The sequence below is a fragment of the Isoptericola nanjingensis genome, assembly GCF_050311635.1.
Classification (GTDB): domain Bacteria; phylum Actinomycetota; class Actinomycetes; order Actinomycetales; family Cellulomonadaceae; genus Isoptericola; species Isoptericola nanjingensis.
Window position 1 is genome coordinate 423603 of the sequence record NZ_JBNOZL010000003.1, and the last position, 26204, is coordinate 449806.

Genomic DNA, 26204 nt, shown 5'->3' on the forward strand with positions numbered 1-26204 from the left:
CCCGCGTCGTCCCGACGACACCCGCACGGCCCGCCCTCCCCCGACCCGGGACGGCGGGCCCTCGTGCGTCCGCACCGCCCGCGCCGTCGTGGGGCCGGCCGCCGTACGCCACCATGGACCGGTGCCCGCCGTCCCGCCACCCGACTCCCCCGACTACCCGCTCGCCGCCCGCACCGCGCCGACGCTGGCGGCGCTCGACGACCACCTCGTGGAGTGCCGCGCGTGCCCGCGCCTCGTCGCCTGGCGCGAGGAGGTCGCCCGCGAGCGTCGCGCCGCCTTCCGCGACGAGCACTACTGGGGGCGCCCCGTCCCGGGCTTCGGGGACCCGGCCGCGCGCGTCGTGGTCGTGGGCCTCGCCCCCGCGGCGCACGGCGCCAACCGCACCGGTCGCATGTTCACCGGCGACCGGAGCGGGGACTTCCTGTTCGCCGCCATGCACCGCACCGGGTTCGCCAACCAGGCGACGTCGGTCGCGGCCGACGACGGCCTCGAGCTGCGCGACATCCGCGTCACCGCCCCGGTCCGCTGCGCGCCGCCCGCGAACACGCCCACCCCCGAGGAGCGGCGCCGCTGCGCTCCGTACCTGGCGCGGGAGCTGGAGCTCGTGGGCTCCGGCGTGCGCGTCGCCGTCGCGCTCGGCGGCATCGGCTGGCAGGCGCTGCTCACGACGCTCGCGGAGCAGGGCTGGGACGTGCCGCGACCCCGGCCGCGGTTCGCCCACGGCGCCGAGGTGACCCTCGCGCGCCGGTCCGCCGACGGCGCCACGACCGCCGCGGGAGCCACCCTCACCGTGCTGGGCTGCTTCCACGTCTCGCAGCAGAACACGTTCACCGGTCGCCTCACGCCGGACATGCTGGACCGCGTGCTGCGTCGTGCCCGCGAGCTCGCGGGCGCCTGAGCGGAGACCAGGTCGTGGGCGGGTCGTGCGAGAGGCGTGCGAAAGGACGGGGCGCGGAAAAGACGGGGCTCGTGTCCGGGGCCACGGCTAGGGTCGCGGCGTGACCGTGACCATCCTGACCGGGCCGCCCGGCGCCGGGAAGACCACCGTGGCCGCGCTGCTCGGGGCCGACGCCGACCGCCCCACCGCGACCCTCACCACCGACACGTTCTACCGGTCGATCAGCACCGGGTTCGTGCCGCCGTACCTCGCCGGGTCGCAGCGGCAGAACGAGGTCGTCGCCGAGGTGATCGTCGCGGCGGCGAGCGCCTACGCCCGGGGCGGCTACGACGTCGTCCTCGACGGCGTCGTCGGCCCGTGGTTCCTGCCCCCGTTCCGGGCCGCGGCCGCGCGGGAGGGCTGGGACCTCGCGTACGTCGTCCTGCGCCCGGACCTCGAGGCCACGCTCGCGCGCGCCACGGGCCGCGCCGACGCCGAGCTGCGCGACCCGGCCGCCGTGCGCAGCATGCACGCCGCGTTCGCCGACCTGGCCGACCTGGAGGCGCACGCCCGGGACACGGGCGCCGAGGAACCTGCGGAGACCGCCGCGGCCGTGCGCGCGGCGCTCGCCGGCGGCGCGTTCCGGCTGCCTGCGGCGGCCACCCTGCGGGCCGACGACACGCGGGTCGACCCGCCGCTGCGGGCCGACGAGCTCACCACCCTGCGCGCGTTCCTCGACTTCCACCGTGACACCCTGCGGTGGAAGACGGCGGGCCTCACGTCCGAGCAGCTCAACGCCGCGCACCCGCCGAGCAGCCTGACGCTCGGCGGCCTGGTCAAGCACCTCGCCCTGGTCGAGTCGGGCTGGTTCGCCGAGAAGCTGGACGGCGACACCCTCATGCCGCCGTTCGACACGGTGGACTGGGACGCCGACGGCGACTGGGAGTTCCACTCCGCGGCCGACGACTCCCCGGAGGAGCTCCGGGCCCTGCTCGACGCCGCCGTCGCCGACTCGGACCGCCGCATCGAGTCCGCGTTCGCCGCGGGCGGGCTGGACGGCACGTCGGCCCGGGAGTCCCGGCGTCCCGGCGAGGGCGCGTTCAGCCTGCGCTGGATCCTCGTGCACATGATCGAGGAGTACGCGCGGCACAACGGCCACGCCGACCTGCTGCGCGAGGCGCTGGACGGCTCGACCGGGGAGTGACCGGCGCGGCCCGCGGGGTCAGCCGGCCGCGGCGCGCGCCCGGTCCCTGGCCTCGCGGCGGGGTCGCAGCAGGAACTGCTCGGTCGTGTACCCGACGACGACCGCGACGATCACGACCGGCGCCATCGCCGGTGCGCCCGACCCCAGCAGCATGACCACCAGCACGGTCGACGAGACCGGGAACGGCAGGGTCGCGGCGGTGGCCGCGCCCATGCCGGCTGCTAGGGCCGGCACCGCCCCGTACCCGGGCAGGTCGGCGGCCAGGACACCGGCGGCGGCGCCCAGCAGGACGGCGGGGAAGATGGGGCCGCCGCGGAGGGTGCCGAGGGACACGGCGTAGGCGACGCACTTGAGCAGGAGCAGGGCGACCAGGGCCCCGGCGCCCCACGCCGCGGGGTCGGCCGCGAGCGTCGGGAGCAGCGCCTGCCCGGAGAGCGCGACCTCCTCGGGCGACCGGCCGGTGGCCAGGGCGTAGGCCGACGCGCAGACCGCGACCACGAGCGCCCCGACGACCGCCCCCGAGAACGGCCGGGACGCCGCCCGGCGGGCGACCGCCTCGCCCAGCCGGTGCACGAGCCGGACCAGGACCGCGACGAGCACGGCCACCGGGAGGGTCCACAGCACGTCGCCGATGTCGGGCCGGGCCGGGGCGTCGACGTCGGGCAGCGCCAGCGAGGCGATCTCGAGGCCGGTCCACGTCCCCATGCCCGTGAACACGAGGGCACCGACCCCGGAGGCCGCCAGGCTCGGCAGCACGACGGCCGCGAGCCGCGCGCCGGTCACGCCGGTCATCGCCGAGGCCTCCACGACGAACACCGCCCCGACCACGGGGCTGCCGAAGATCGCCGACAGTGCCGCGGCGGAGCCCGCCACCGCGAGGACCTGGCGCGCCGGGTCGCCGAGCCGCGCGTCCCACGGCCGCACGAGGACCAGGGCCAGCGCGGCGCCGATCGCCAGCAACGGCGCCTCGGGGCCCAGCGCGACGCCGAGCGGGAGGCCGGCCAGCGCGGCGAGGAGGACGCCGGGAACGTGGGACGCGGGGACCGGGCCGAGGCTCAGCCCGTGCACCGGCAGATGGCCCCCGTGCCCGGGCAGCGAGCGCACCGCGACGCCGACCATGACGCCCGCCACCGCCAGCCACGGCAGCGGCCACCACCACGGCGGCCCCTCGAAGCCCCAGGCCTCCGGCAGCGTCTCCCAGACCAGGTGGGTCAGCTCGTGCAGGACCGCGAGGAACAGGAAGGCGGCCACCGACACCGGGATGCCGAGCAGCGCGCACACGCCGAGGAATCTCGCCCAGGGCCGGCGGGTGGTCGGGTCGTCGGCGACAGCGTCGGTCACGGCTCCTCTTCGGGGTGCACGGGTCGCGGGTGGGGGCGCTCGCTCAGCCGAGCAGCTTGGCCTTGGCGGCGGCGAACTCCGCGTCGGACAGGATGCCGGCGGCCTTGAGGTCGCCGAGCTGCTTCAGCTGCGCGATGAGGTCGTCCTCCGCCGGCGCCGCAGGCGCCGCCGCGAGCTGCGCCTGCTGCTGGGCCTGCAGCTGGGCCTGCTGCTGGGCCTGCTGCTGGGCCCAGGCCTGCTCCTGCGCCTGCTGTGCCTGGTACTGCTGGGCCTCGTACTGCTGCTGCTCGCGCGAGGCGGCGCGACGGTTCATCGCCCGGCTGGTCGCGTTCGCGGTCCCGGTGATCACGGCCGTGCGGGCCATCGTGCCGATCAGGCCGGGCCGGCCCATCCGTCGCATGGGGGGCATCTCAGTTCTCCTTCTCGATCTCGTCGGCGAGGGCGTCGATCGCCTCGGCCGGCACGCGCGTCCAGTCGAGCACCTGCCCGCCGGCGCCACGCACGGCGGCCCCGAGGCCCCGCGCCCACGTGTGCTCGAACACGAGCATCCCGACAGCGGAGCCCGGGGCGAGCTCGTCCGCGATGTCCTCGACGTCGTCGGCCGCGAGCAGCCCGGCGGGCTCGCCCACGATGCGGGCCAGCTCCTCGGCGCCGCTCTCCTCGCTCGCCTCGAGCCACTCGACCGAGCCGTCCTCGCCCTTGCGCACGACCAGCGCGTCGAGCACGTCGATCGTGCCGGCGTCGACGAGACGCCCGAGCTCCGCGACGATCTCGCCCTTGAAGTCGCTCCGGGGGAACTCGATGAGCACGAGCTCTACGGGTCCTGTGGGTCGCATGTCCTGCCTCTCGGTCGACCTGTCGGCGGAGGACGGGCATGGTGGAAGCCGTCCGCCCCTGCCCGTCCTGCCGACACTCTGGCACCGCTGCGGACGGTCCGCATTCCGGGCGGCGCAACTCACACGACCTCCTGCTCCGGGGGCGAAGTCGCAGGTCATCCGACACGATGAGCCGTGACCGCGGCGGCGACCGGAGACCCGGCGCCGGGACGGAGGGCGACGCGATGACACGGCGGGACGAGCGCGACCCGGACAACCCGGGCGGCGGCACGATGAGCCGGCGGGTCGAGCTCGCCGCCACCGTCCTGCTCGCCCTGGCGACCGTCGTCACGGCGTGGTCGGCGTTCCAGGCCACCAAGTGGTCGGGCGTGCAGGCCAACAGCTACGCCGCGGCCGGGGCAGCCCGGGCGGAGTCCACGCGCGCCTCGACCGAGGCCGGTCAGCTCACGGTGATGGACGTGACGGCGTTCGCGTCCTGGATCGACGCCGTCGCGGCCGAGACCCGCGCGGGCCGGGACTCCGGGCTCGCCGAGGACGGGACGTACGAGCCCGTGGACGGGACCGAGTCCGAGTTCCTGTACACGCGGTTCCGGCCCGAGATGGTGCCCGCGTTCGACGCCTGGCTCGCCACCGACCCGATCCACGACGACGACGCGCCGCGCACGCCGTTCCTCATGCCCGAGTACCGGCTCGAGGCGCAGGCGCGCGCCGACGCCGAGCTCGACCGCGCGGAGGACCTGTCGGCCACGGCGCGGCAGGCCAACCAGACGGGCGACAACTACGTGCTGACGTCGATCCTGTTCGCGTCGGTCGCCCTGTTCGCCGCCCTCAGCACCAAGCTGGCGCACCGCACCGCCCGGCGCGGGCTGCTCGGCGTCGCCGCGGTGCTGTTCGTCGTCTCCACCGTCGTGGTGCTGACGTTCCCGAAGGAGCTGTAGCGGGGTACCGGCCGGTCAGGGCGCGGCCGCGCCGCAGGAGCCCCGGACGGTGAGCCGCGGAAGCAGTGCGACGTGCCGCGGCGACCCGTGAGCCCCCGTCACCTCGCCGCCCTCGTCCCCCACGATCCGCCCGACGAGCACGCGCAACGCCTCGCGGCCCAGCTCGCGGCGGGGCGGGGTGACCGTCGTGAGCGGGACGACGGCGAGCTCCGCGTTCTCGTCGTCGTACGCCACCACGGCGAGGTCCTCCGGCACGCGCAGGCCGCGGTCGAGCGCCGCCTCGACCAGGCGCGCGGCGTGGTCGTCCGTGTGCACGAGGACGGCGCGCGTGCCGGTGTCGCGGCACCGGTCGAGGAACGCGGACAGCTCGCGCTCGAGCCCGGCCGGGTCGCCCTCGCCCTTGGGCAGCGACACGTCCGGCCCCGGCTCGACGCCGAGCCGGGCGACCGCCGTCGCGAAGCCCTCCCGCACGTGCGGGGCGGTCGGCGTCCGGTCGTACACCGCCAGGCCGATCCGGCGGTGCCCGAGCCGCGCGAGGTGCTCGACCGCGAGCACCGCCCCGTGGGCGTGGTCCGACCGGACCTGGTCGAGCTCGCTCAGGGCGGTGAGCCCGTCGACGCGTCGCTCGACGACCACCACCGGCACGGGCACCGACCGCAGCCACGCCGCGAGCTCCTCCGGCGACCGGTCCCGGGTGGTGGGGGCGACGACGATCCCCTGCACGCCGAGGCCGACGAGCCGGTCCACCTGGGCGGCCTCCACCTCGGGCCGGTACTGCGAGACGCCGAGCACGAGACGCACGTGCAGGCTGGGCGCGAGCGCCTCCATGCCGCGCACGAGCGGCGGGAAGTGCACCGTGGAGCTCGGCACGACGACGCCGACCAGCACGCGAGCGGCCTGCGGCTCGCGGGCCGAGCGCACGGTCACGGCACCGCCGTGCACCCGCGCCAGCCGCCCCGCGCGGTCGAGCTCGACGATGTCGCGGCGGATGGTCACCTCGGCGACGCCGAGCGCGGCGGCCGCCTCCGCCGAGCGCACGCTCCCCCGCAGCTCCACCTCGCGCAGCAGGTACTCGTGCCGGGCCGTGGGCAGGTGCATGGGTGGTCCTCCGTCGTCGTCGAGCGGATCGGGTCGTCGTGGCAGAGCAGCACCGTAGCCGACGATGTCCGGGGATGATCGAAAATGTTCGGACCTTCCGCGACCGCCTTCCGCTGGGCGAGGATGCCGAGGTGACACCCGCCGCGACGACGCCCGCCCGCACCACGAGCACAGCCACGACGGGAAGGACGACGGGTGCCGCGACGTCCGACCCGCGTCTCGCGCCCGCGCGCCGCTGGACCCGCGAGCGGTGGCTCGCGACCGCCGACGGGCTGCTCGAGGCCGTCCGCCCCTTCGCCTCGCCGGGCGACGCGCTGATCACGCTGCCCGGGCCCGTCAGCGGGTCGGGCACCTGGAGCGACGGGCTCGAGGGGTACGCGCGGACGTTCCTGCTCGCGGCGTTCCGCCTGCGCGGCGAGGACGGTCGTGACCCGCGCGGGCTGCTCGAGCGGTACGCCGCCGGGCTGCGGCACGGCACCGACCCCGCCGGCGACGAGCGCTGGCCCCGGGTCGACGAGCGGCGGCAGGCCGTGGTGGAGGCGGCGTCAGTGGCGATCGGGCTGTCCGAGACGCGGCCCTGGCTGTGGTACCGGCTCGACGACGGCACCCGGCAGCGCACGGTCGACTGGCTGGCCGGCGTCGTCGGCACCCGCGGGTACACGAACAACTGGCTGTGGTTCCAGAACGTCATCGAGGCGTTCCTGGCGAGCGTCGGCGGCCCCTGGGAGCAGGCCGACCTGGACCACAACGCCGAGACCGCCGAGGCGCTGTACGTGGGCGATGGCTGGTACTCCGACGGCCGGGGCCGCGACGGACGGCGGCAGAACTTCGACCACTACGCGGGGTGGGCCTGGCACGTCTACCCGCTGCTGCACGCACGGATCCAGGGCCGCCCGCTCGACGCCGTGCACGCCGGGCGCCTGCGGGCCTACCTCGACCAGGCCCGGCACCTCGTCGGATCGCGCGGGGCGCCGATGCTGCAGGGCCGCTCGGTGACCTACCGGCACGCCGTGCTCGCCCCGTTCTGGGCGGGGGCGATCGCGGACGCGACGCCGCTGTCGCACGGCGCCACCCGCGCGCTCACCGCCGCGGTGGCCGGGCACTTCGACGCCGCCGGCGCCGTGGACGACCGCGGGCTGCTGCCGGTCGGCTGGCACGGCCCGTACGACCGCGTGCGCCAGCTCTACACCGGCGGGTCGTCGCCCTACTGGGCGAGCAAGGGCTTCCTCGGCCTGCTGCTCGGCGCCGACCACCCCGTCTGGACGGCGGCGCCCGAGCTGCCCGAGGCCTGGCAGGAGCCGCACGCCGTGGCGCTCCGGGCGCCCGGGTGGCTCGTGAGCGCCACGCCCGCCGACGGCGTCGTGCGCCTGCTCAACCACGGGTCCGACCGCGCGATCGAGCACGCGCTGGCGCCCCGCGGCGACGACCCGTTCTACCGACGTCTCGCCTACTCCGGCGCGACGTCGCCGCAGCTGGGGGCGGCCGACGTCGCCGCCCCGCTCGACTCGCACACCGCGCTCCTCGACGCGCGGGGCGTGCCGTCCCACCGGGACGCCGTCGAGCGCGTGCACCTGGACGACGCCGTGGCCGTGTCCCGCTCCCGGGTCTGCTGGCTCGACGTCCCCGGCGGCGCGCCGGACGACGAGGGCCCGGCCGCCGCGCGGCCCGCCGTCGGACCGGGCGACGACGCCGGGTGGGCGGGCCTGCGCCTCGGCCCGGTGCTCACGACCGCGTCGGTGGTGCGCGGCCCGGACGAGGTCCGGCTGGCGTGGTGGACGCCCCCCGCGACGGCGGTGCCCGGCCGCGCGCCGGCGCCGGGCACCACGGCCGAGGACCTGGACCGGGACGCCGCGTGGCCCGTCGACCCCGGCCCCTGGCGGCTGCACGTGGGCGGCTGGCCGCTCGCCGCGCCGAAGGACGGGGCGCTGCACGTCGAACGGAGCGCCGACCGCTCGGGCACCCTGGTCCGGGTCGTCCGCGACGACGGCACGTCGTCGTCCGTGCGCGCCCTCCGCGTGACCGGCCAGGACGACGGCGCACCGGACGCCCTGCCGACCACCTCGCCGGACGTCGCGCTGGACATCGTCGGGGCGGCACGCCGGACCGGGTCGGACCCGTTCGGCGCGGCGTCGGCCGTGCCCTGGCTGCGCACGTCGGGGTCGGTCGACGCCGGCGAGGTGGTCGCCGCGCTCGTCGTGCTGACGGGCGAGGACGGCGCACGACGCCGACCGGTACCCGCGGTGCGGGTGCTGCCCGGCGCGGACGACGGCCCGCCCGTGGCCGTGGAGGTGCGATGGCCGGACGGCCGCGTCGACACCGTCCCGACGGGCGCACCCGCCGCGGCGGCCACGACGGGCACGACGGGCACGACGGGCACGACGGGCACCGCCGGGGCGGCGTCGTGACGCGGCTGCGCGCCGCCTTCGCCGTGCGCCACCCCGACCTCGTCCCCGAGCTGTTCGACGACGCCGCGGTGGCCAGGCTGCGCAGCGTGGCCGACGTGGCCGAGGGCGTGCTCACCCCGGACGCGCTGGCCCGCGGCGGCGACCCGGGACAGGGGCCGGCCGGCGGTGCCCTCGCGGACGTCGACGTGCTCCTCACCGGCTGGGGCGCGCCCCGCCTCGACGACGCGCTGCTGCGGCGCGCGCCGCGACTGCGCGCCGTCGTGCACGCCGCCGGGTCGGTGAAGCCGCTCGTCACGCCCGCGCTCTGGGCGCGCGGCGTGCGGGTGTCCAGCGCCGCGGCCGCGAACGCGCGCCCGGTGGCCGAGTACACGCTGGCGACGGTGCTGCTGGCGGGCAAGCGCGTGCTCGAGGCCGCGGACGCCTTCGCGTCCCACCGCCGCTTCGACGGCTGGTCGCTGCCCGACCCGCTGGGCAACCACGGCCTGACGGTCGGCGTCGTCGGGGCCTCCCGGATCGGCCGGCAGGTGATGCGGCTGCTCGCGCCGTTCGACGTCGACGTGCTGCTGCACGACCCGTGGGTCGACGCCGACGCGGCGCGCGCCCTCGGCGCCACCGCCGTGTCGCTCGACGACCTCGCACGGGCGAGCGACGTCGTCACCGTGCACGCCCCCGACCTGCCGGAGACGTACCGGATGATCGGCGCGCCTCAGCTGGCCCTCATGCCGGACGCCGCGACCCTGGTGAACACGGCGCGGGGGCGCCTGGTCGACACCGCGGCGCTCACGCGGGAGGTGCTGTCGGGGCGGCTGCGCGCCGTCCTCGACGTCACCGACCCCGAGCCGCTGCCCGCCGACCATCCCCTGTGGGACGCCGCCGGGGCGCTGCTCACGCCGCACGTCGCGGGGTCGCTGGGCAACGAGCTGCGGCGGCTCGGCGACCTCGCCGTGGGCGAGGTGGAGCGCCTCGCGGCCGGTGCGCCGCTCGGGCACGAGGTGCTCCCGGAACAGCTCGGCACCACCGCCTGAGCGTCCCGCGTCGTCGCCGGTCCGGTTTTGCACGTTTCCCGACCGGATGCGCGGACTCCTCGCACGATGGGCACGTCCGCCGACGGACAACGCACCCACCGTCACGAAGGAGTGACCCACCGTGGTCGACGTCAGCCGCCGTACCGTCCTCACCTCCGCCCTCGCCGCCGGCGCGGTCGCCGCGCTCAGCGCGCGCACCGCGAGCGCCGCACCGGCCACGGCCGCGGTCCCGTCCGCCCCCGCCGGGCACGACCCGGTCGACGTGCGCTGGCTGGAGGGTGGCGCCCCCGCCGCCCTCGCCGGCGGCGCCACCTGGGGCGTGCCCTGGCCGCGCGGCGCCCTGGCCGGCGACCAGGGCTTCGCCCTGACGACCGCGGCCGGCGAGGCCGTGCCCGTGCAGACCTGGCCCACCGCCTGGTGGCCCGACGGGTCACTGAAGTGGACCGCGCACGCCGTGAGCGAGTCCGCGCCGCGGGCCGAGTCGTACCGGCTCGCGCCGGGCGCCCCCGCGAAGGGCACCCACGCGATCACGGTGCGGGAGAACCCCGGCCGCGTCGTGGTCGACACGGGGGTCGTGCAGGTCGAGTTCGGCCGCCAGGGCGACAAGGTCGTCCGCGCGATCCGCCGCGACGGCGCGGTGATCGCCCAGGACGGGCGGCTCGTCGCGCAGCGGCAGGACTCCCCCGACACCGGCCGCGGCGCGAAGGTCGGGTCCGAGGCGTTCGCCGGGACGGTCGAGAAGGTCACCGTCGAGCAGTCCGGGCCGGTGCGCGCGGTCGTCAAGGTCGAGGGCAGGCATCGCAAGGGCCGCCGCGACTGGCTGCCGTTCGTGCTGCGCTTCGCGCTGTTCGCCGGCTCGGACGGGATCCGGCTCGTGCACACGTTCGTCTTCGACGGCGACGAGGACAAGGACTTCGTCACCGGGCTGGGCGTGCGGTTCACCGTCCCGATGCGGGGCGAGCTCTACGACCGGCACGTCCGCTTCGCCGGGCCCGACGGCGGCGTCCTCGCCGAGGCGGTGCGCGGCGTCACCGGGATGCGCCGCGACCCGGGCGAGGCGGTGCGTGCCGCTCAGGTCGAGGGCCGGGCCCTGCCGGACCCCGCCACCTGGGACCAGCGGGTCACCACCCGCCTGAAGTGGATCCCCGCGTGGGGCGACCACAGCCTGTCGCAGCTGACCGCGCACGGGTTCGAGATCCGCAAGCGCACGGGCTCCGGGCACTCGTGGATCAGGTCGGACGCCGGAGGCCGTGCGCCCGGCCTCGGCTACGTCGGCACGCCGGCGGGCGGTCTGGCGTTCGGGATGCGGAACTTCTGGCAGCTGCACCCCACGGAGCTGGAGATCACCGGCGCCGCGACCGACGAGGCCGACGCCACGGTGTGGATGTGGTCGCCGCGGGCCGAGGCGATGGACCTGCGCTTCTACCACGACGGCATGGGCCAGGACACCTACCCCGAGCAGCTCGACGCCCTCGAGATCACCTACGAGGACTACGAGCCCGGGTTCGGCACCCCGTACGGCGTCGCGCGCACCACCGAGCTGATGTTCTGGGCCCTGGCCGCCACGCCCACCGCCGCACGGTTCGCCGAGCTCGCCGCGGCGACCGCCACCCCGCCCCTGCCCACGAGCACACCGGCCCACAACCACTCCGCGGGCGTGTTCGGGTCCTGGTCCCCGGTCGATCGGTCCACCACGGCGAGGGCGACCATCGAGGACCGGCTGGACGCGATCCACCGCTACCACCTGGAGCAGGTCGACCAGCGCTCCTGGTACGGCTTCTGGGACTACGGCGACGTCATGCACTCCTACGACGGCGACCGGCACCAGTGGAGGTACGACGTCGGCGGCTACGCGTGGGACAACTCGGAGCTGTCGACGGACCTGTGGCTCTGGTACCACTACCTGCGCACCGGCGACGCCGCCGCGTTCCGGTTCGCCGAGGCCATGAGCCGGCACACCGGCGAGGTCGACCAGTACCACCTGGGCGAGTGGAAGGGCCTCGGCACCCGGCACGGAGTGCAGCACTGGGGCGACAGCGCCAAGCAGGTCCGCATCAGCAACGCGAACTACCGCCGGTTCGCCTACTTCCTCACGGGCGACGAGCGCTCCGGCGACCTGCTGCACGAGCTCGTCGACTCCGACCGCACGTACCTGGTCCTCAACGCGGGCCGCAAGGTCGACGGGTCCACCGGCGAGTACGACCCGGACCCGACGGCGCTCCCGCTGAGCAAGACCACGGACTGGGGCGCCATCGCCGGGGCGTGGCTCACCGAGTGGGAGCGCGGCGGCGACCCGAAGGCGAAGGAGCGCCTCCTGGCGAGCGCGCGGTCGATCGCGGCGCTGCCCAACGCGTGGGTCCAGGCCGGCTCCACCTACGACCTGGAGACCGCGACGTTCAGCTCCGGACCCGAGAAGGCGGTGGAGGTCGGCAGCCTCAGCTCCGTGTTCGGCCTGGTCGAGGTCATGACGGAGCTCCTCGACCTCGTCGACGAGCCGGAGGTCGAGGCCCGCTGGGTGGAGTTCTGCCGGCTCTACAACAGCTCGAAGGCCGAGCAGAAGGACGCGACCGGCTCGGACTGGGGAAGCCTCAACCTCAAGCAGTCGTACGCCCGCGCCACCGCGTACGCCGCCGTGCGCCTCGACGACGACGTGCTCGCGGCGCGCGCCTGGAAGGAGCTCGCGACCGGGCACGCCGGCTACCCGGACGACATGGACTGGGGCACGCACCGCGTGGAGCCGCCCGCCGTCCTGCGGGCGGTCGACGAGGCCGTCTTCTCGTCCAACGCGTCCGCGCAGTACGGGCTCGCGGCGATCCAGTGCCTCGCCCTCGTCGGGGAGAAGCTGTCGTGAGCGCCCGACGTCGCCCTGTCGGCCGTGTCACGACGGCCGCGCTCTGCGCGCTCGTCGCCGGCGCCGCACTCGGAGATCCGACCGCGCACGCCGCCGTCGGGCGACCCGGCCTGGCCGGTCCCCGCCCGGACGCGGCGCTGCTCGAGCGGTGCACCGGCACCGACCCGGTCGTGTGCACCTACCCCGACCTGTCGCCGGGCCACTACGACGTCACCGTCATGCTGGGCGACCGGCACGGCCCGGCCGGCACCGAGGTGCAGGCGGAGGCACGGCGCCTCATGGTCCCCGAGGTCCACACCGCCAACGGCGAGCTCGCCCGCCGCACGTTCACCGTCAACGTGCGCGACCCCGAGAGCCAGCAGAACCAGCCCGTCGGCGAGGGCACCGCCGGCCTCACGCTCACGTTCACCGGCGACGCGCTGCACGTCGCCGGGATCGGGATCCGGGCCGCCGACGCCCGCACCCCGCGCATCGCCCTGCTCGGCGACTCCACCGTCACCGACCAGGGCGGTGCGCCGTACACGGGTTGGGGCCAACGGCTGCCCGCGCACCTCCGGCTCGGGGTGAGCGTCATCAACCACTCCGGCTCCGGCGAGAGCACGGTCTCGGTGCTGGCCGAGCCGGAGATGTTCGACGCCCTGGTGCCGCAGCTGCGCCCCGGCGACCTCGCGCTCGTGCAGCTCGCGCACAACGACAAGACCACGACCGCCGAGCAGTACCGCGCCAACCTCACCGAGATCGTCACCCGGGTGCGGGCCACGGGGGCCACGCCCGTGCTCGTCACCCCGATCGTCCGGCTCCGGTTCGACGGCGACCAGCTGAGCTCCACCGGCCTCGTCGAGACCGCCGCCGGCAGCCTCCCCCAGCACGTTCGCGACATCGCCGCCGACCTCGACGTCGACCTCGTCGACCTCACCGCGCTGAGCGAGGAGCTGGTCGAGCGGCTCGGACCCGTCGACGCCCAGCCGATCTACCTGGTCCGGGAGAACGGCGACCGCACCCACACCTCGTGGTACGGAGCCGGCGTCTACGCCGACCTCGTGGCCGACGAGCTGCACCGGCTCGGCCTCGTGCCGGAGCGGTACTGGCGCTGAGCCCCGTGCCCCCGTGGCTCAGATCCGCCCGCGCACCGGCGTGGTCTCGGCGTCCGTGCCGCCCTCGGGCATCACCATCTCGGCGCGGACGCCGAGCAGCCGCACCTCGCGGCCGGGCTCCAGCCCGGCCGCGAGGTCGAGCACCGCGGCGGTCACCTCCTCGAGGGAGCGCGTCGGTGCCGGGAGCTTCCGCGAGAGCGTCCGCGTGAAGAACGGCGCGTAGCGCACCTTGAGGCCCACCCGGAACACCGCCCGGCCCTCGGCCTCGGTGTCCGCGTGCGCCTGCGCGGCGAGCTCGCGCAACGCCGCCGTGACCTGGTCGGTCGTCGTGAGGTTGCGCTGGTAGGTGGTCTCCCGGCTGTGCCCGCGGGCCACCCACGGGGTGTCGTCGACGACGGCGGAGCCCTCCCCGCGCCCCAGCTCCCCGTACCAGGCGCCCATCCGCGGCCCGAGCTCACCGACCAGGACGGCGTCGTCCGCGGCGGCGAGCTGCGCGACGGTGTCGATGCCGTGCGCCGCGAGCCGCTTCGACACCCGGGGGCCCACGCCCCACAGGTCGGAGGTCGGACGCTCCCCCATCACCTCGAACCAGTTCTCCGCGGTGAGCCGGTAGACACCCGCCGGCTTGCCGAACCCCGTCGCGATCTTCGCGCGGACCTTGGTGTCGCCGATGCCGACCGAGCAGCGCAGGTCGGTCGCGTCGAGCACCGCCCGCTGCGCGTCGTGCGCGAACGCCTCCGGGGCCTCGCCGTCGTACCCGAGGAACGCCTCGTCCCAGCCGAGGACCTCGACCACCGTGCCCAGCCCGCGCAGCGCCCCCATCACCTGCGCGGAGGCCGCCTCGTACACCGGGTGGTCGACCGGCAGGATCACCGCGTCCGGGACCCTGCGGGCCGCCACGCGCAGCGGCATCCCCGACCGGACGCCGTACGCCCGCGCCTCGTACGACGCGGTGGAGACCACCGCCCGCTCCGTCGGGTCGCCGCGCCCACCGACGATCACCGGCCTGCCCGCGAGCTCCGGGCGCCGCAGCACCTCGACCGCGGCCAGGAACTGGTCGAGGTCGACGTGCAGCACCCAGCGGAAGCGGCGCGCGCCCATGCCCCGAGTCTGCGCCACGGCGCGGGGTCCGCGCCGCGCGGGGACGTCCGCGCGGGGACCGTCGTGCGGAAACCTACGCGGGGCCCGTCGGCGGGGAGACCAGCGCGCCGAGGTCCGGCGGGCTGTATCCCGACCCCTTCAGCACCTTGCCGTCCGCCCGCCGCAGCACGCAGCCGTCGGCGTCCACCTTGCTCATGTTCGAGCGGTGGACCTCGACGAACACCGCCGGAAGGTCGATCCCCAGCGCGTCGGCGGCGACGTCGCCGCCCTCGGCCAGCGCCGTCGCGAGGTCCGCGAGCGCCTCGGCCGCCTCCCCGGACTCCTCTGCCAGCAGCGCCCGGCGGTGCTCCGCCAGACCCGGTCGGGCGGTCTCGACCTCGAGGTCGAACGCCGCACGGAACTCGGCGACCCGTCGCATCGGCTCGTGGTCCATGCCGGCACCGTAGGCGGTGCCGGGCGCGTCGTCGAGCGGGTGAGGACCGGGCGAAAACCGGGGGCGCACGCATTCCCGGCCCCGTGGGCCGCTCTCTCCCAGGGCGACCACCCCCGGGTCGCACCTCCCCCTGGAAGAGAGCACCACCATGTCCGTCTCCACCCCGACCCACCGCACGACCGCCGGCACCCGCGCACCGAGCGCCCCCGCCGCCCGTCGGCTCCCGAACGCGCTGGCCGAGCAGGTGGCGCTGCGGCTCGACGTCGCCGTCACCGCCCTCGCCCGGTTCCTCACCCGGTGGTCCGTCCCGGCTCTGCGGGTCGCGCTCGGGCTCGTGTTCCTGGGCTTCGGCGTCCTGAAGTTCTTCCCCGGCGCCAGCCCCGCCGAGGAGATCGCGGGCCGCACCGTCGAGACGCTCACGCTCGGGCTCGTCCCCGCCACGACCGCCGTCGTCCTGGTCGCCGTCATGGAGACCTTCATCGGGCTCACCCTGGTCTCCGGCCGCCTGCTGCGGGTCGGGCTGGTCGTCCTCGCCGTCGCGATGGTCGGCATCCTGTCCCCCGTCGCGCTGTTCGGCGACGAGCTGTTCGGGCACGGCATGACCCTGCTGGGCCAGTACGTGCTCAAGGACGTCGTCCTGGTCGCGGGCGCCGCCGTCGTCGCGGCCGTCGCGCTCGGCGCGCGCCTTCGCCTGGAGGCCTGACGAGAAAGGCGCCCTCGCACCACCCCGGAGCCTCCGGCCGTCCCCCCGGCCGGAGGCTCCGGTGCGTCCACGTGTCCGGATGGTGAGAAGTCTCCGGACGGCCCTGGCGTTCGTCCGACCGGCTGCTATACCTCCGCGCAGGTCACGAGCCCCAGCGCGAAGCCCCGGCTGGCTGGGCAGCAACCCCCATGTCACGGCGGGGTGCTCCGGGAGATGACCTGGCCGCCGGCCGGCCCGTCCCCACGGGTCGAGACGCCGTGCGGCAAGCGTGATCGACGGACTGCGAGGGACGACCCATGACCGAGAACACCCGCCCCGCCACCCCCTCCGTGGTGGTGGTCTCCGGCAACCCGCGCGCGGGCTCGCGCACCGTGACCGCGGCGGAGGCCGCCGCCAGCCGCGTCGCCGAGCTGCTCGGCACCGCGGACGTGGCGACGATCGAGCTCGCGGCGTTCGCGGGCGAGATCCTCACTGCCGCGCACCCGGCCGCCGACGCGGCGAAGGAGCGCCTGGCGCGCGCCACGGTCGCCGTCGTCGCGACCCCCGTCTACAAGGCCTCCTACACGGGCCTCCTCAAGGCGTTCCTCGACCTCTACGGGCCCGACGGCCTGGCGGGCGTCGTCGTCGTGCCACTCGTCGTGTCCGGCAACCCGGCGCACGCACTCGCCGGCGAGGCACACCTCCGACCCGTGCTCGTGGAGCTGGGCGCGGTCGTGCCCACCCGCACGCTGACCCTCACCGAGGCCCAGCTGCCGGAGCTCGGCGAGGCGCTGGACCCCTGGTTCGCCCGCTGGGCGACGCCGTTGCGCCGGGCCGCCGGCGTGCCCGTCCCGTCGGCCACGACCACCACCCCCACGACCACCCCCTCGACCACCCCCTCGACCGCCGAGCTGACGGGAGCCGCCCTGTGACCACGGAACACGCCCACCAGCGCACCGACCTGTCCGCCCTGTCCGAGATCGAGGAGCTCCTGGCCCAGCAGGACGAGCCCCAGCTGTCCCCGGACGAGTTCAAGACGGTGTTCCGCCAGCACCCGGCCGGCGTGGCCGTCGTCGCGCTCGAGCACGCGGGCCGCCCCGTCGGGTTCACCGCCACGTCCGTGATCTCCGTGTCCGCCGCGCCGCCCCTGCTCGCGTTCTCGCTGGCGTCCACGTCGTCGTCCTGGCCCGCCGTCTCGGCGGCCGGCACGCTCGCGATCAGCTTCCTCGCCGACCACCAGGACGACCTCTCCGCCCGCTTCGCCACCAGCGGCATCGACCGCTTCGCGGGGGGCGGCTGGACGGCGCTGCCCTCGGGCGAGCCCGTCATCGACGGAGCCGTCTCCTGGGTGCGCGCCCGCGTGCTGCAGCGCACCCCGGTCGGCGACAGCTACCTGGTCTCGCTGCGCGCGCTGCAGTCCGGGTCGGATGGGACCTCGCCCCTGGTCTACCTCGACCGCACCTACCACCGGCTCGGCGACGAGTCCGCGATCTGACGGGACAGCGACACATGACCGACCTCACCACCCCCTTCGTCGTCGGGCTCGACGTCGACGGCGCAGGCGCCCACCCTGCGGCAGCCGCCGCGACAGGCCTCACGCCGGCCGAGCTCGTCGGGGCACCTCGCCTCGCCCGCGGCGTGCGGCGTGCCGAGAACGCCGGCGTCACCTTCGTGACGTTCGCCGACGCGCTGCTGCCCGCGGTCGCCGGGTCGCCCGGCTCCGCGCGGCTCGACGCCGTCACGCGCGCGGCGTTCGTGGCCCGCACCACCACCGCGATCGGCCTGGTGCCCCAGGTCCCGGCCACCTACCCGGAGCCGTTCCACGTCGCGACCCAGCTCGCCTCCCTCGACATCGCGGCGGGTGGCCGCGGCGGCTGGCTCGCCGCGGCCACCCGCACCCCGGAGACGGCCGACGCCTACGGTCGCGAGCCTGTCGCCGATCTCGCCCGCGAGGCCCGCGACGTCGTGCAGGTGGTGCGCGACCTCTGGGACTCGTGGGAGGACGACGCCGTGATCCGCGACGTCGCGACCGGACGCTACGTGGATCGCGACCGGCTGCACCACGTCGACTTCGTGGGCGAGACCTTCTCGGTGAAGGGCCCGCTCATCAGCCCCCGGCCGCCGCAGGGGCAGCTCGTGGTGCTCGCCCCGGCCGGCGACGTCGCGCCGTCGGTGAGCGACGATCCCCTGGTCGACGTCGCGCTCGTCGGCGGCTCCGACATCGCGGCCGCCCGGGCGGCGGCGCGCGCCGCGACCGCCCCCGCGCCCGGCGCGGACGACGGCGCCGCCCTGGCGGTGGTCGACCTGGAGGTGGTGCTCGACGCCGACGGCCGCACCGCACGGACCCGGCTCGCCGAGCTCGACGCCGCGACCCCCGCCGGGGCACGCACGGGCTGGGGGGCGGGTGCCCTGCAGTACTCCGGCGACGCCGCGGGCCTGTCCGGTCTCCTCGCCCGGCTGGCAGCCTCGGGCGACGTCGCGGGCGTGCGGCTGCTGCCCGCCGTGCTCGACGTCGACCTGCCGGTGCTCGCCCGTGACGTGCTCCCCGCGCTGCATGCCGCCCGGCTCACCGCAGCGCCCCGCGCGGGCGCCACCCTGCGCGAGACGCTCGGGCTCCCGCGCCCCGCCAACCGCTACGACACCCGCCCCGGCGCCGGCACCCGGGCGCGGCACGCCGCCCCGCACGCCGCCGCGATCGCCTGAGGAACCCCGATGACCGCACCGACGACACCGCCCCACGCCCCCGACGCCCCGATCACCCGCCCCCGCGCGCAGGTGCAGTTCGGCGTCTTCTTCCAGGGCGTCAACCACACCACCATCTGGTCCGACCCGGAGTCCGGGTCGCAGACCGACTTCGCGTCCTTCGAACGCGTGGTCCGCACGGCCGAGCGCGGCCTGTTCGACGCGTTCTTCCTCGGCGAGGGCCTGCGCCTGCGCGAGACCCGCGGCCGGATCCACGACCTCGACGTCGTGGGCCGGCCCGACGCGATCACCCAGCTCGCCGCGCTCGCGGCGATCACCGAGCGCATCGGCCTCGTGGCCACGCAGAACACCACGTACCACGACCCCGCCGACCTGGCCCGGCGCCTCGCGAGCCTCGACGTCCTGTCCGGCGGGCGGGCGGCGTGGAACGTCGTCACGACGGACAACGCCTGGACCGGCGAGAACTTCCGTCGCGGCGGGTACCTCGACCACGCCGACCGCTACGAGCGCGCGGCCGCCGTCCTCGCGGTCGCCCGCGGCGTCTGGGACGCGTTCCCGGACGCCACGGGCGGAGCCGGGGAGGGAACGGTGGCACGCGTGACCGTGCCCGGCACCGACCTGCGCACGCCTCGCGACCTGGTCCTCGACGCCACCACGCCCCGCAGCCCGCAGGGCCACCCGGTGATCTTCCAGGCGGGCGACTCCCCGCAGGGCCGCGACTTCGCCGCCGCGCACGCCGACGTGATCTTCTCCCGGCACGGCGCGGTGCTCGCCGACGCGCTGGGGTTCGCCGCCGACGTCCGCCGCCGCGTCGTCGCCGCCGGGCGCCCGGAGGACGACGTGAAGATCTTCCCCGGCACCGCGATCGTCGTGGGCGATACCCCGGCCGAGGCCGAGGAGAAGGCCCGCTGGGTGCGCCGCGCCCAGGTCACCCCCGCCACGGCGCTGTCGATCGTCGGCAACATCTGGGGCGAGGACCTCTCGTCCTACGACCCGGACGGCCCGCTCCCGGCGCACGACCCGGTGGTCGCCGAGCTCGGCGGCGAGCGCGGCTCCGCCACGACCGGCGCGCGCACGCACGAGATCGCGCGGCAGTGGCGCGCCGTCGCCGAGGCCGAGAACCTGTCGATCCGCGAGCTCGTCGTGCGCAACGCGGGCGAGCGCGGCTTCACCGGCACCCCCGAGGCCGTGGCGGACGAGCTGACCCGCTGGGTGCGCACCGGCGCCGTCGACGGGTTCAACCTCAGCCCGTGGATCGTGCCGTCAGGCCTCGACGACGTCGTGGACAGGGTCGTGCCCGCGCTGCAGGAGCGCGGGGCCTACCCCGCCGCGTACGAGGGCGGCACGCTGCGCGAGCACCTCGGCCTGCGCGCACCGCTGACCCGTCGTGCCCGCGACCGGTCCGGGGTCCTCGACGCCGACAGCGAACCGACGCCTGTACCGGTGCCCTGAGCACGTACGCTGCACCGGCAGACCAGGAGGCGACATGACCACCACGACCACCACGACCGACGCTCCCGCCGGCACCCCTGACGAGGCGTCCGAGGCCGTCCTCGACAACCCGCGCTGGTCGTCGCTCACGGGAGCGCACGCCCACCTGGCGGAGGGCAACGACCTGGTGCTGCGCTACCCCGCCGACGTGTCCCCGTTCGCCGCCGTGCGGTCGTGGGACGACCCGGACGTGTGGGACGCGATCGTCGACGTCGCGGGCCGCGGGGCCGAGTTCCCCGGCCCGCCGGCCGACGTCGTGCTCCCCGCGGGCTGGGAGCGCGCCTCGCTCCACGAGGGTGTCCAGCTCGTCGAGACGGACCGGCTGCGCACCCGCGCCGACGACGAGGCCGTCGTGCTCGGCGCCGAGGACGTCCCCGACATGCTGGCGCTCGTCGAGCGGTCGCGGCCCGGCCCGTTCCTCCCCCGCACCTATCTCATGGGCCGGTACGTCGGCATCCGGCGGGGTGGGCGCCTCGTCGCGATGGCCGGCGAGCGCCTGCAGCCGGAGGGCTGGACCGAGATCAGCGCCGTGACCACCGACCCCGACCACCGCGGCCAGGGCCTCGCCACGCGCCTGGTCCTCGACGTCGCGCACCACGTCCGCGAGCGTGGCGCGCGCCCCATGCTGCACGCGGCGGGGAACAACGCGAACGCGATCCGGCTGTACGAGAACCTCGGGTTCAGGCTGCGCGCCCGCACCGCGTTCGGCGCGGTGCGCACGCCCTCGGCCTGACCTCCGCAGGCCGACGGCCCGGGTCCCCGCGGGGACCCGGGCCGTCGCACGCTGCGCTCCCGGCGGCTGGTCGCGCCGTCGGCTCAGGCCTCGAGCAGGTCCGGCTGCGGGTGCCGCACACCCTGCACGGCGCCGCGGGGGATGACCTGCGAGATCGCGGCGACGTCGTCCGGCGACAGCGTGATCGACGCGGCGGCGACGTTCTGCTCGAGGTAGCGCAGCCGCTTGGTGCCCGGGATGGGCACGACGTCGTCGCCCTGCGCGAGCAGCCACGCGAGTGCGAGCTGCGCGGCGGTGACGTCGCGCTCGGCGGCGAGCCCCTCGAGCGAGCGGACCAGGGTCCGGTTGTGCTCGAACGCCTCCCCGGCGTACCGGGCGTGCCTGCGCCGCACGTCGTCGTCCGCAAGCTCGGCGACCCGGTCGACGGTGCCGGTGAGGATGCCGCGCCCGAGCGGGGAGAACGGCACGAAGCCGATGCCGAGCTCGCGCAGGGCGGGCAGGACGGCGTCCTCGGGGTCGCGGGTCCACAGCGAGTACTCGCTCTGCACGGCGGTGACCGGGTGCACGGCGTGCGCGCGACGCACGGTGCCCGCGCCCGCCTCCGAGAGGCCGATCGCGCGGACCTTGCCTGCCGCGACCAGCTCGCCGAGCGCCCCGACGGTCTCCTCGACGGGCACCTGCGGGTCCACGCGGTGCAGGTAGTACAGGTCGAGGTGGTCCGTGCCGAGGCGGGCCAGCGAGCGGTCGATCGCGGCGCGCAGGTACTCCGGGCGCCCGTCGACGGGGCGGCCGTCGGTGTGCTTCCCCAGCCCGAACTTCGACGCCAGCACGATCCGGTCGCGGTGCGGGCCGAGCACGCGCCCGATGAGCTCCTCGTTGCGCCCTGCGCCGTACACGTCGGCGGTGTCGATCAGCGTGACGCCGAGCTCGAGGGTGCGCCGCAGCACCGCCTCCGCCTCGGCGGCGTCGGCCGGGCCGTACGAGTCGGCGACGGACATGCCGCCGAAGCCGAGCGCGGACACGGTGAGGGCGTGGTCGCCGGAGCCCAGGGTGCGGGTGGGCAGCGTGCCCGTGGGAGGTGTCGTCATGGCCGCAGCCGACCACCGCGACCGCCGGCGCGCAAGGGCCGGGCCGCCCCTCTCGGATGCTGGACGAGCGGTGCGCGAGAGCGGGTCAGCCGACCGAGCGGCGGTGGCGCTCGGCGAGCTCCTGGTACTCGATCGCGTTGCGGCGCACGCGCTCGGCGCCCTCGGCGTCGAGCTCACCGCGGTCCTTCGCCGGGACGCCGACGGCGAGGTGCCCGGCCGGGATCTCCTGGCCCTCGCGCACCAGCGCACCCGCCGCGACGAACGCGCCCTCGCCGACGACCGCGTTGTTCAGCAGGGTCGCGCCCATCCCGATCAGGCTGCCGTCGCCCACCGTGGCGCCGTGGACGATCGCGCCGTGGCCGACGCCCACGCCGGCGCCGATGGTCGCGGGCACGCCGGTGTCGGTGTGCACCACGCAGTTGTCCTGGATGTTGGAGCCCTCGCCGAGCACGATCGCGTCCATGTCGCCGCGCAGCACCGCGCCGTAGAAGACGCTCGCCCCCGCGCCGATGCGCACGTTCCCCACGATCGTCGCCGTGGGGGCGACCCACGCCGTGGGGTGGATGTCGGGAGTGTGACCGTCGAAGGGGAGCACCGTCGCCATGCGCGCGACCCTACCTGTCCCGGGCAGGCGCCACGCCACCGACGGAGCGCCACCGACGTCGTACCCGCTGTCGCTTCCGGGCCGGGAAGCGACAGCGGGTACTACGTCGAGGTCCCGGACCGCGCCCGGCGGCCCGGGATGGCCGCGACGAGCTCGCGCGTGTAGTCCTCCTGCGGGTCGAGCAGGATCTGGTCCGCCGCGCCCTGCTCCACGATCCGGCCCCGGCGCATCACACCGACCTGGTCGGCGACCTGGCGCACCACGGCGAGGTCGTGCGAGACGAACAGGTACGCGAGCCCGTGCTCCGCCTGCAGGCGCACCAGCAGCTCGAGGATCTGCGCCTGCACCGAGACGTCGAGCGCGGACACCGGCTCGTCGAGCACCACGAGGTCCGGCCGCAGGGCGAGCGCCCGTGCGATGGCGACGCGTTGGCGCTGCCCGCCGGACAGCTCCCGGGGGCCCCGCCGCAGCACGTCCACGGGCAGCGCCACGTCGTCGATCAGGGAGCGGACCCGGTCGGCACGCTCCGCCCGGTCGCCGACGCCGTAGGCCCGCAGGGGCTCGGTGACGATCTGCTCGACGGTGAAGCGCGGGTCGAGCGAGGCGTACGGGCTCTGGTACACGACCTGGAACCCGCGCCGCAGCGACCGCAGCTCCCGGCCGCGCGCGGCGGTGACGTCCTCGCCCCGGAACACGACCCGCCCGGCCGAGGGCCGCTCGAGCCGCAGCGCCAGGCGCGCCGTCGTCGTCTTGCCGGAGCCGGACTCGCCCACCAGCGCGTACGTGCGCCCCGGGCCGACGGCAAGGCTGACGTCGTCCACCGCGACGAGGGTGCGGCGCTCGGCGCCGCGCGGCAGGGCGAACTCCTTGCGCACACCGTCGAGGGCGAGGACGGGCGCCGGCTCCGCCGAGGACGGCGGTGCCTCCCCGCCCTGCGCAGCCCCCCCCTCCCGCGCACCGCCGTCCCGCGCCCCGACGACGAGGCGCGAGCTCGCGAGGCTGGGGGCGGCCGCGATCAGCGCACGCGTGTACGGGTGCCGCGGGTCGTCCAGCAGCCGCGCTGCCGGTCCTTCCTCCACCACCACCCCGTCCTGGAGGACGACGATCCGGTCCGCGCGGTCGGCGGCGACGCCCAGGTCGTGGGTGATGAGCAGCACGGCCGTGCCGGTCTCCCGCGCGAGGGCGTCGAGGTGGTCGAGGATGCGCCGCTGCACGGTGACGTCGAGCGCGCTGGTGGGCTCGTCCGCGACGATCAGGCGCGGCCCTGCCGCGATGGCGATCGCGATGAGCACGCGCTGCCGCAGCCCGCCCGAGAGCTGGTGCGGGTACTGGCGGGCGCGCGCCGCGGGGTCGTCCACGCCGGCCTGGCGCAGCAGCTCGACGGCCCGGACCCTGGCGTCGGCGCGGCGCACCAGCCCGTGGACGACGAGCACCTCGGCGACCTGGTCGCCGACGCGCACCACGGGGTTGAGGGAGACGGTCGGATCCTGGGGCACCAGGCCGACGTGCCGACCACGGACGTCCTGCCACTCCTTCTCGGTGAGGCCGGACAGGTCGCGGCCGTCGAGCCGGAGGCGGCCTGCGGTCACCTCGCCGCCCCGTGGCAGCAGGTGCAGCGCGGCGTGCGCCGTCGTGCTCTTGCCCGAGCCGGACTCGCCGACGAGCGCCACGACCTCTCCGGCCCCGACCCGCAGGTCCACGCCGCGCACGGCCGGTCGATGCCCGCCGTCGGCGGTCCGGTAGGCCACCTCGAGTCCGCTGATCTCCAGCACCGGGGTGCTCGCCGTCGTGTGTGTCACTGGTCCTCTCCCGTCTTCTCCAGGGCCCGCGACACCCTGTTGGCGGCGAGCACGACGGCCACGATGACGAGACCCGGCAGGGTGGTGAGCCACCAGGCGGTGGCGAGGTAGTCGCGCCCACCGGAGACGAGCGCGCCCCACTCGGGCGCGGGCGGCGGGGTGCCGTAGCCGAGGAAGCTCAGCGCCGACACGGCCAGCACGGCGGTCCCGAGGTCGAGGGCGACGAGCGCCAGCACCGGGCCGGAGGAGTTGGGCAGCACGTGCCGCCCGAGCACGGCCGGCCACCGCAGGCCGGACGCGCGGGCCGCCTCCACGTAGACGGAGGTCGACACGCGCAGCACCTCGGCCCGCATCACGCGGGCGAACGTCGCCACCGAGCCGATGCCGACCGCGATCGCGACCTTGACCGGACCGAAGCCGAGCGCCGTGATGATCGCCAGGGAGAGCAGGATGCTCGGGATCGCCAGCAGCACGTCGACGAGCCGGCCGACCACGTCGTCCACCCAGCCGCGCAGGAACCCCGCGAGCAGGCCGAGGAGCGAGCCGAGGACGAGGCCGACGGCCACCGCGAGCGCCGTCGTGCGCAGGGTCAGCGACGCCCCGTGCACCGCGCGGGCGTACACGTCGCGGCCCAGGTGGTCCGTGCCGAACCAGTGCGCGCCCGACGGTGGCTGGAGCCGGTCGGCGGGGACGCCGACCAGCGGGTCCTGGGCGGTGAACACCTGCGGTGCCACGGCCCAGGCGGCCACGAGGAGCAGGACGGCGACCGCGACGAGCAGGCCCGGCCGCCGCAGCACGTGGCGTGCGCCGCGCAGGGTGCGCCGGGCACCGCCGTGCCGGGCAGGCGTCGCCGCGGGATCCGGCGCCGACGCGTCGGTCACGACGGGGCGGGTGAGGGTCTGCAGCGTCATGCGGTCACCGCCGTGGCTCGCCGGGACGCAGCCCGCCGGGAGGCGGCCCGCGGTGTCCGGAGCTGGATCCGGGGGTCGAGCACGGGGTAGACGAGGTCGACCACCAGGGTCACGACGACGAAGACGAGCGCGGAGAACACCACGATCGCGAGGACCACGGGCACGTCCTGCTGGTTGACCGACTGCACCGTGAGCCGCCCGAGCCCCTGCCGCGAGAACACGGTCTCAGTCACGACGGCGCCGCCGAGCAGGCCACCCACCATGACGCCGAGAACGGTGAACGCCGGGATGGCGGCGTTGCGCAGGGCATGCGCGAGGTGCACCCGGGCGCGGCTCGCGCCCTTCGCCCACGCCGTCTCGACGTAGGGCTCGCCGAGCGTGCCGCGCAGGGAGCGGGACAGGATCTGCGCGAGCTGCGCCCCGGCCGGGACGGCCAGCGTGATCGTGGGCAGCACCAGGCTGACGGCGCCCTCGTTGCCGATCGCCGGGAACACCGGCAGCCGGAACGAGAACCACTGCAGCAGCACCAGGCCCACGAAGAACGTGGGCAGGGCGACGCCGAGCGGCGGCAGCGCGGACAGCGCCTGGCGCAGGAACCGGGCCCGCGGGAGGACGCTGGCCACCGCGACCGCCGTCCCGCCGAGGACGGCGACGAGGAGCGCCGCACCGGTGAGCCTGAGCGTCTCGGGCAGCGCCTGCGCGACGAGGGCCGTCGCGGAGGCGCCGCTCACGTACGAGGTGCCGAAGTCGCCGGCCAGCGCGCCGAGGAGCGCGTCGCCGTACTGCACGAGGATCGGGCGGTCGAGCCCGTACTCCGCGCGCAGCGCGGCGAGCTGGGTCGGGTCGACCTGGCTCACCTCGCCGCCCCCGGACGCGACCAGCGCGGCCGGGTCGCTCGGCAGCAGGTACAGGACGAAGAACGCGACGGTGAAGGCCGCCCAGAGGACGAACACCCCCTGCCCGGCCCGTCGCAGCACGTAGCGGGTCATC

24 protein-coding genes and 1 riboswitch are annotated in these 26204 nt (G+C 76.1%); of the genes, 13 read left to right on the forward strand and 11 right to left on the reverse strand.

Annotation, left to right across the window (positions count from 1 at the left end; genetic code table 11):
* Positions 1-121: 121 nt before the first annotated feature.
* Together ACQP6G_RS07495 and ACQP6G_RS07500 are read left to right on the forward strand one after the other, a co-directional pair.
* Positions 122-898: a uracil-DNA glycosylase gene (locus tag ACQP6G_RS07495; RefSeq protein WP_429763646.1), complete on the forward strand. Its 777-nt coding sequence runs from the start codon at positions 122-124 to the stop codon at positions 896-898.
* Positions 899-998: 100 nt separating this feature from the next.
* Positions 999-2081, forward strand: coding sequence for a mycothiol transferase (locus ACQP6G_RS07500; RefSeq protein WP_429763647.1), 1083 nt, complete (start codon positions 999-1001; stop codon positions 2079-2081).
* Between the two features lie 18 nt (positions 2082-2099).
* On the opposite strand, the gene ACQP6G_RS07505 is transcribed toward ACQP6G_RS07500, so the two are convergent.
* From ACQP6G_RS07505 to ACQP6G_RS07515, 3 genes are read right to left on the reverse strand one after another with little or no spacing between them, the layout of a single operon-like run.
* Positions 2100-3422, reverse strand: coding sequence for a chloride channel protein (locus ACQP6G_RS07505; RefSeq protein WP_429763648.1), 1323 nt, complete (start codon positions 3420-3422; stop codon positions 2100-2102).
* A gap of 43 nt (positions 3423-3465) precedes the next feature.
* A complete protein-coding gene (locus ACQP6G_RS07510) occupies positions 3466-3831 on the reverse strand; it encodes an SHOCT domain-containing protein (protein WP_429763649.1) in 366 nt (121 codons plus the stop codon).
* A 1-nt stretch (position 3832) separates the two neighbouring features.
* A complete protein-coding gene (locus tag ACQP6G_RS07515) occupies positions 3833-4258 on the reverse strand; it encodes a DUF6325 family protein (RefSeq protein ID WP_429763650.1) in 426 nt (141 codons plus the stop codon).
* 224 nt (positions 4259-4482) lie between these two features.
* On the opposite strand from ACQP6G_RS07515, the gene ACQP6G_RS07520 reads away from it, so the two are divergent.
* Positions 4483-5196, forward strand: a complete 714-nt coding sequence (locus ACQP6G_RS07520) for a hypothetical protein (RefSeq protein WP_429763651.1) — start codon at positions 4483-4485, stop codon at positions 5194-5196.
* Positions 5197-5211: 15 nt separating this feature from the next.
* Here the strand turns inward: ACQP6G_RS07520 and ACQP6G_RS07525 are convergent, their stop codons facing one another.
* Positions 5212-6294: a LacI family DNA-binding transcriptional regulator gene (locus tag ACQP6G_RS07525; RefSeq protein ID WP_429763652.1), complete on the reverse strand. Its 1083-nt coding sequence runs from the start codon at positions 6292-6294 to the stop codon at positions 5212-5214.
* 131 nt (positions 6295-6425) lie between these two features.
* Here ACQP6G_RS07525 and ACQP6G_RS07530 point away from each other — a divergent pair, with 131 nt between their 5' ends.
* The 4 genes from ACQP6G_RS07530 to ACQP6G_RS07545 all read left to right on the forward strand — a co-directional run bounded on the left by ACQP6G_RS07530 (position 6426) and on the right by ACQP6G_RS07545 (position 13669).
* Positions 6426-8699: a DUF2264 domain-containing protein gene (locus tag ACQP6G_RS07530; protein WP_429763653.1), complete on the forward strand. Its 2274-nt coding sequence runs from the start codon at positions 6426-6428 to the stop codon at positions 8697-8699.
* A complete protein-coding gene (locus ACQP6G_RS07535) occupies positions 8696-9724 on the forward strand; it encodes a hydroxyacid dehydrogenase (RefSeq protein WP_429763654.1) in 1029 nt (342 codons plus the stop codon). Before ACQP6G_RS07530 ends, ACQP6G_RS07535 begins: the two co-directional genes overlap by 4 nt.
* A gap of 121 nt (positions 9725-9845) precedes the next feature.
* On the forward strand, positions 9846-12575 hold the full coding sequence (locus ACQP6G_RS07540) for an exo-rhamnogalacturonan lyase family protein (protein WP_429763655.1): 2730 nt from the start codon (positions 9846-9848) through the stop codon (positions 12573-12575).
* Positions 12572-13669, forward strand: coding sequence for a rhamnogalacturonan acetylesterase (locus ACQP6G_RS07545; RefSeq protein WP_429763656.1), 1098 nt, complete (start codon positions 12572-12574; stop codon positions 13667-13669). The genes ACQP6G_RS07540 and ACQP6G_RS07545 overlap by 4 nt, the downstream gene beginning before the upstream one ends.
* Positions 13670-13687: 18 nt before the next feature.
* On the opposite strand, the gene ACQP6G_RS07550 is transcribed toward ACQP6G_RS07545, so the two are convergent.
* The gene (locus ACQP6G_RS07550; RefSeq protein WP_429763657.1) at positions 13688-14770 is read right to left on the reverse strand and encodes a DNA polymerase IV; all 1083 of its coding nucleotides are present in this window, start codon (positions 14768-14770) and stop codon (positions 13688-13690) included.
* Between the two features lie 73 nt (positions 14771-14843).
* Positions 14844-15203, reverse strand: a complete 360-nt coding sequence (locus ACQP6G_RS07555; protein WP_429763658.1) for a hypothetical protein — start codon at positions 15201-15203, stop codon at positions 14844-14846.
* A gap of 148 nt (positions 15204-15351) precedes the next feature.
* On the opposite strand from ACQP6G_RS07555, the gene ACQP6G_RS07560 reads away from it, so the two are divergent.
* The 6 genes from ACQP6G_RS07560 to ACQP6G_RS07585 all read left to right on the forward strand — a co-directional run bounded on the left by ACQP6G_RS07560 (position 15352) and on the right by ACQP6G_RS07585 (position 20812).
* Positions 15352-15906, forward strand: a complete 555-nt coding sequence (locus ACQP6G_RS07560; RefSeq protein ID WP_429763660.1) for a DoxX family protein — start codon at positions 15352-15354, stop codon at positions 15904-15906.
* A gap of 140 nt (positions 15907-16046) precedes the next feature.
* A riboswitch (SAM riboswitch) is annotated at positions 16047-16181 on the forward strand.
* Positions 16182-16202: 21 nt separating this feature from the next.
* The gene (locus tag ACQP6G_RS07565; protein ID WP_429763661.1) at positions 16203-16817 is read left to right on the forward strand and encodes an NADPH-dependent FMN reductase; all 615 of its coding nucleotides are present in this window, start codon (positions 16203-16205) and stop codon (positions 16815-16817) included.
* A 38-nt stretch (positions 16818-16855) separates the two neighbouring features.
* Positions 16856-17380 carry a flavin reductase family protein gene (locus ACQP6G_RS07570; protein ID WP_429763798.1) on the forward strand — a complete coding sequence of 175 codons (525 nt, stop codon included), beginning with the start codon at positions 16856-16858 and terminating at the stop codon, positions 17378-17380.
* A 14-nt stretch (positions 17381-17394) separates the two neighbouring features.
* A complete protein-coding gene (locus ACQP6G_RS07575) occupies positions 17395-18588 on the forward strand; it encodes an LLM class oxidoreductase (RefSeq protein ID WP_429763663.1) in 1194 nt (397 codons plus the stop codon).
* 9 nt (positions 18589-18597) lie between these two features.
* Positions 18598-20040, forward strand: a complete 1443-nt coding sequence (locus ACQP6G_RS07580) for an LLM class flavin-dependent oxidoreductase (protein WP_429763664.1) — start codon at positions 18598-18600, stop codon at positions 20038-20040.
* Positions 20041-20074: 34 nt separating this feature from the next.
* The gene (locus ACQP6G_RS07585) at positions 20075-20812 is read left to right on the forward strand and encodes a GNAT family N-acetyltransferase (protein ID WP_429763665.1); all 738 of its coding nucleotides are present in this window, start codon (positions 20075-20077) and stop codon (positions 20810-20812) included.
* Between the two features lie 83 nt (positions 20813-20895).
* Here the strand turns inward: ACQP6G_RS07585 and ACQP6G_RS07590 are convergent, their stop codons facing one another.
* The 5 genes from ACQP6G_RS07590 to ACQP6G_RS07610 form a co-directional block, all read right to left on the reverse strand.
* Positions 20896-21900 carry an aldo/keto reductase gene (locus tag ACQP6G_RS07590; RefSeq protein WP_429763666.1) on the reverse strand — a complete coding sequence of 335 codons (1005 nt, stop codon included), beginning with the start codon at positions 21898-21900 and terminating at the stop codon, positions 20896-20898.
* Between the two features lie 85 nt (positions 21901-21985).
* Complete coding sequence (locus tag ACQP6G_RS07595) at positions 21986-22504, reverse strand: gamma carbonic anhydrase family protein (protein WP_429763667.1); 519 nt, start codon at positions 22502-22504, stop codon at positions 21986-21988.
* Between the two features lie 101 nt (positions 22505-22605).
* Complete coding sequence (locus ACQP6G_RS07600; protein ID WP_429763668.1) at positions 22606-24303, reverse strand: dipeptide ABC transporter ATP-binding protein; 1698 nt, start codon at positions 24301-24303, stop codon at positions 22606-22608.
* Entirely contained in the window at positions 24300-25214 is a 915-nt protein-coding gene (locus ACQP6G_RS07605; protein WP_429763669.1) for an ABC transporter permease, read from the reverse strand. The genes ACQP6G_RS07600 and ACQP6G_RS07605 overlap by 4 nt, the downstream gene beginning before the upstream one ends.
* Complete coding sequence (locus tag ACQP6G_RS07610; protein ID WP_429763670.1) at positions 25211-26203, reverse strand: ABC transporter permease; 993 nt, start codon at positions 26201-26203, stop codon at positions 25211-25213. The genes ACQP6G_RS07605 and ACQP6G_RS07610 overlap by 4 nt, the downstream gene beginning before the upstream one ends.
* Between the last annotated feature and the right edge of the window lies 1 nt (position 26204).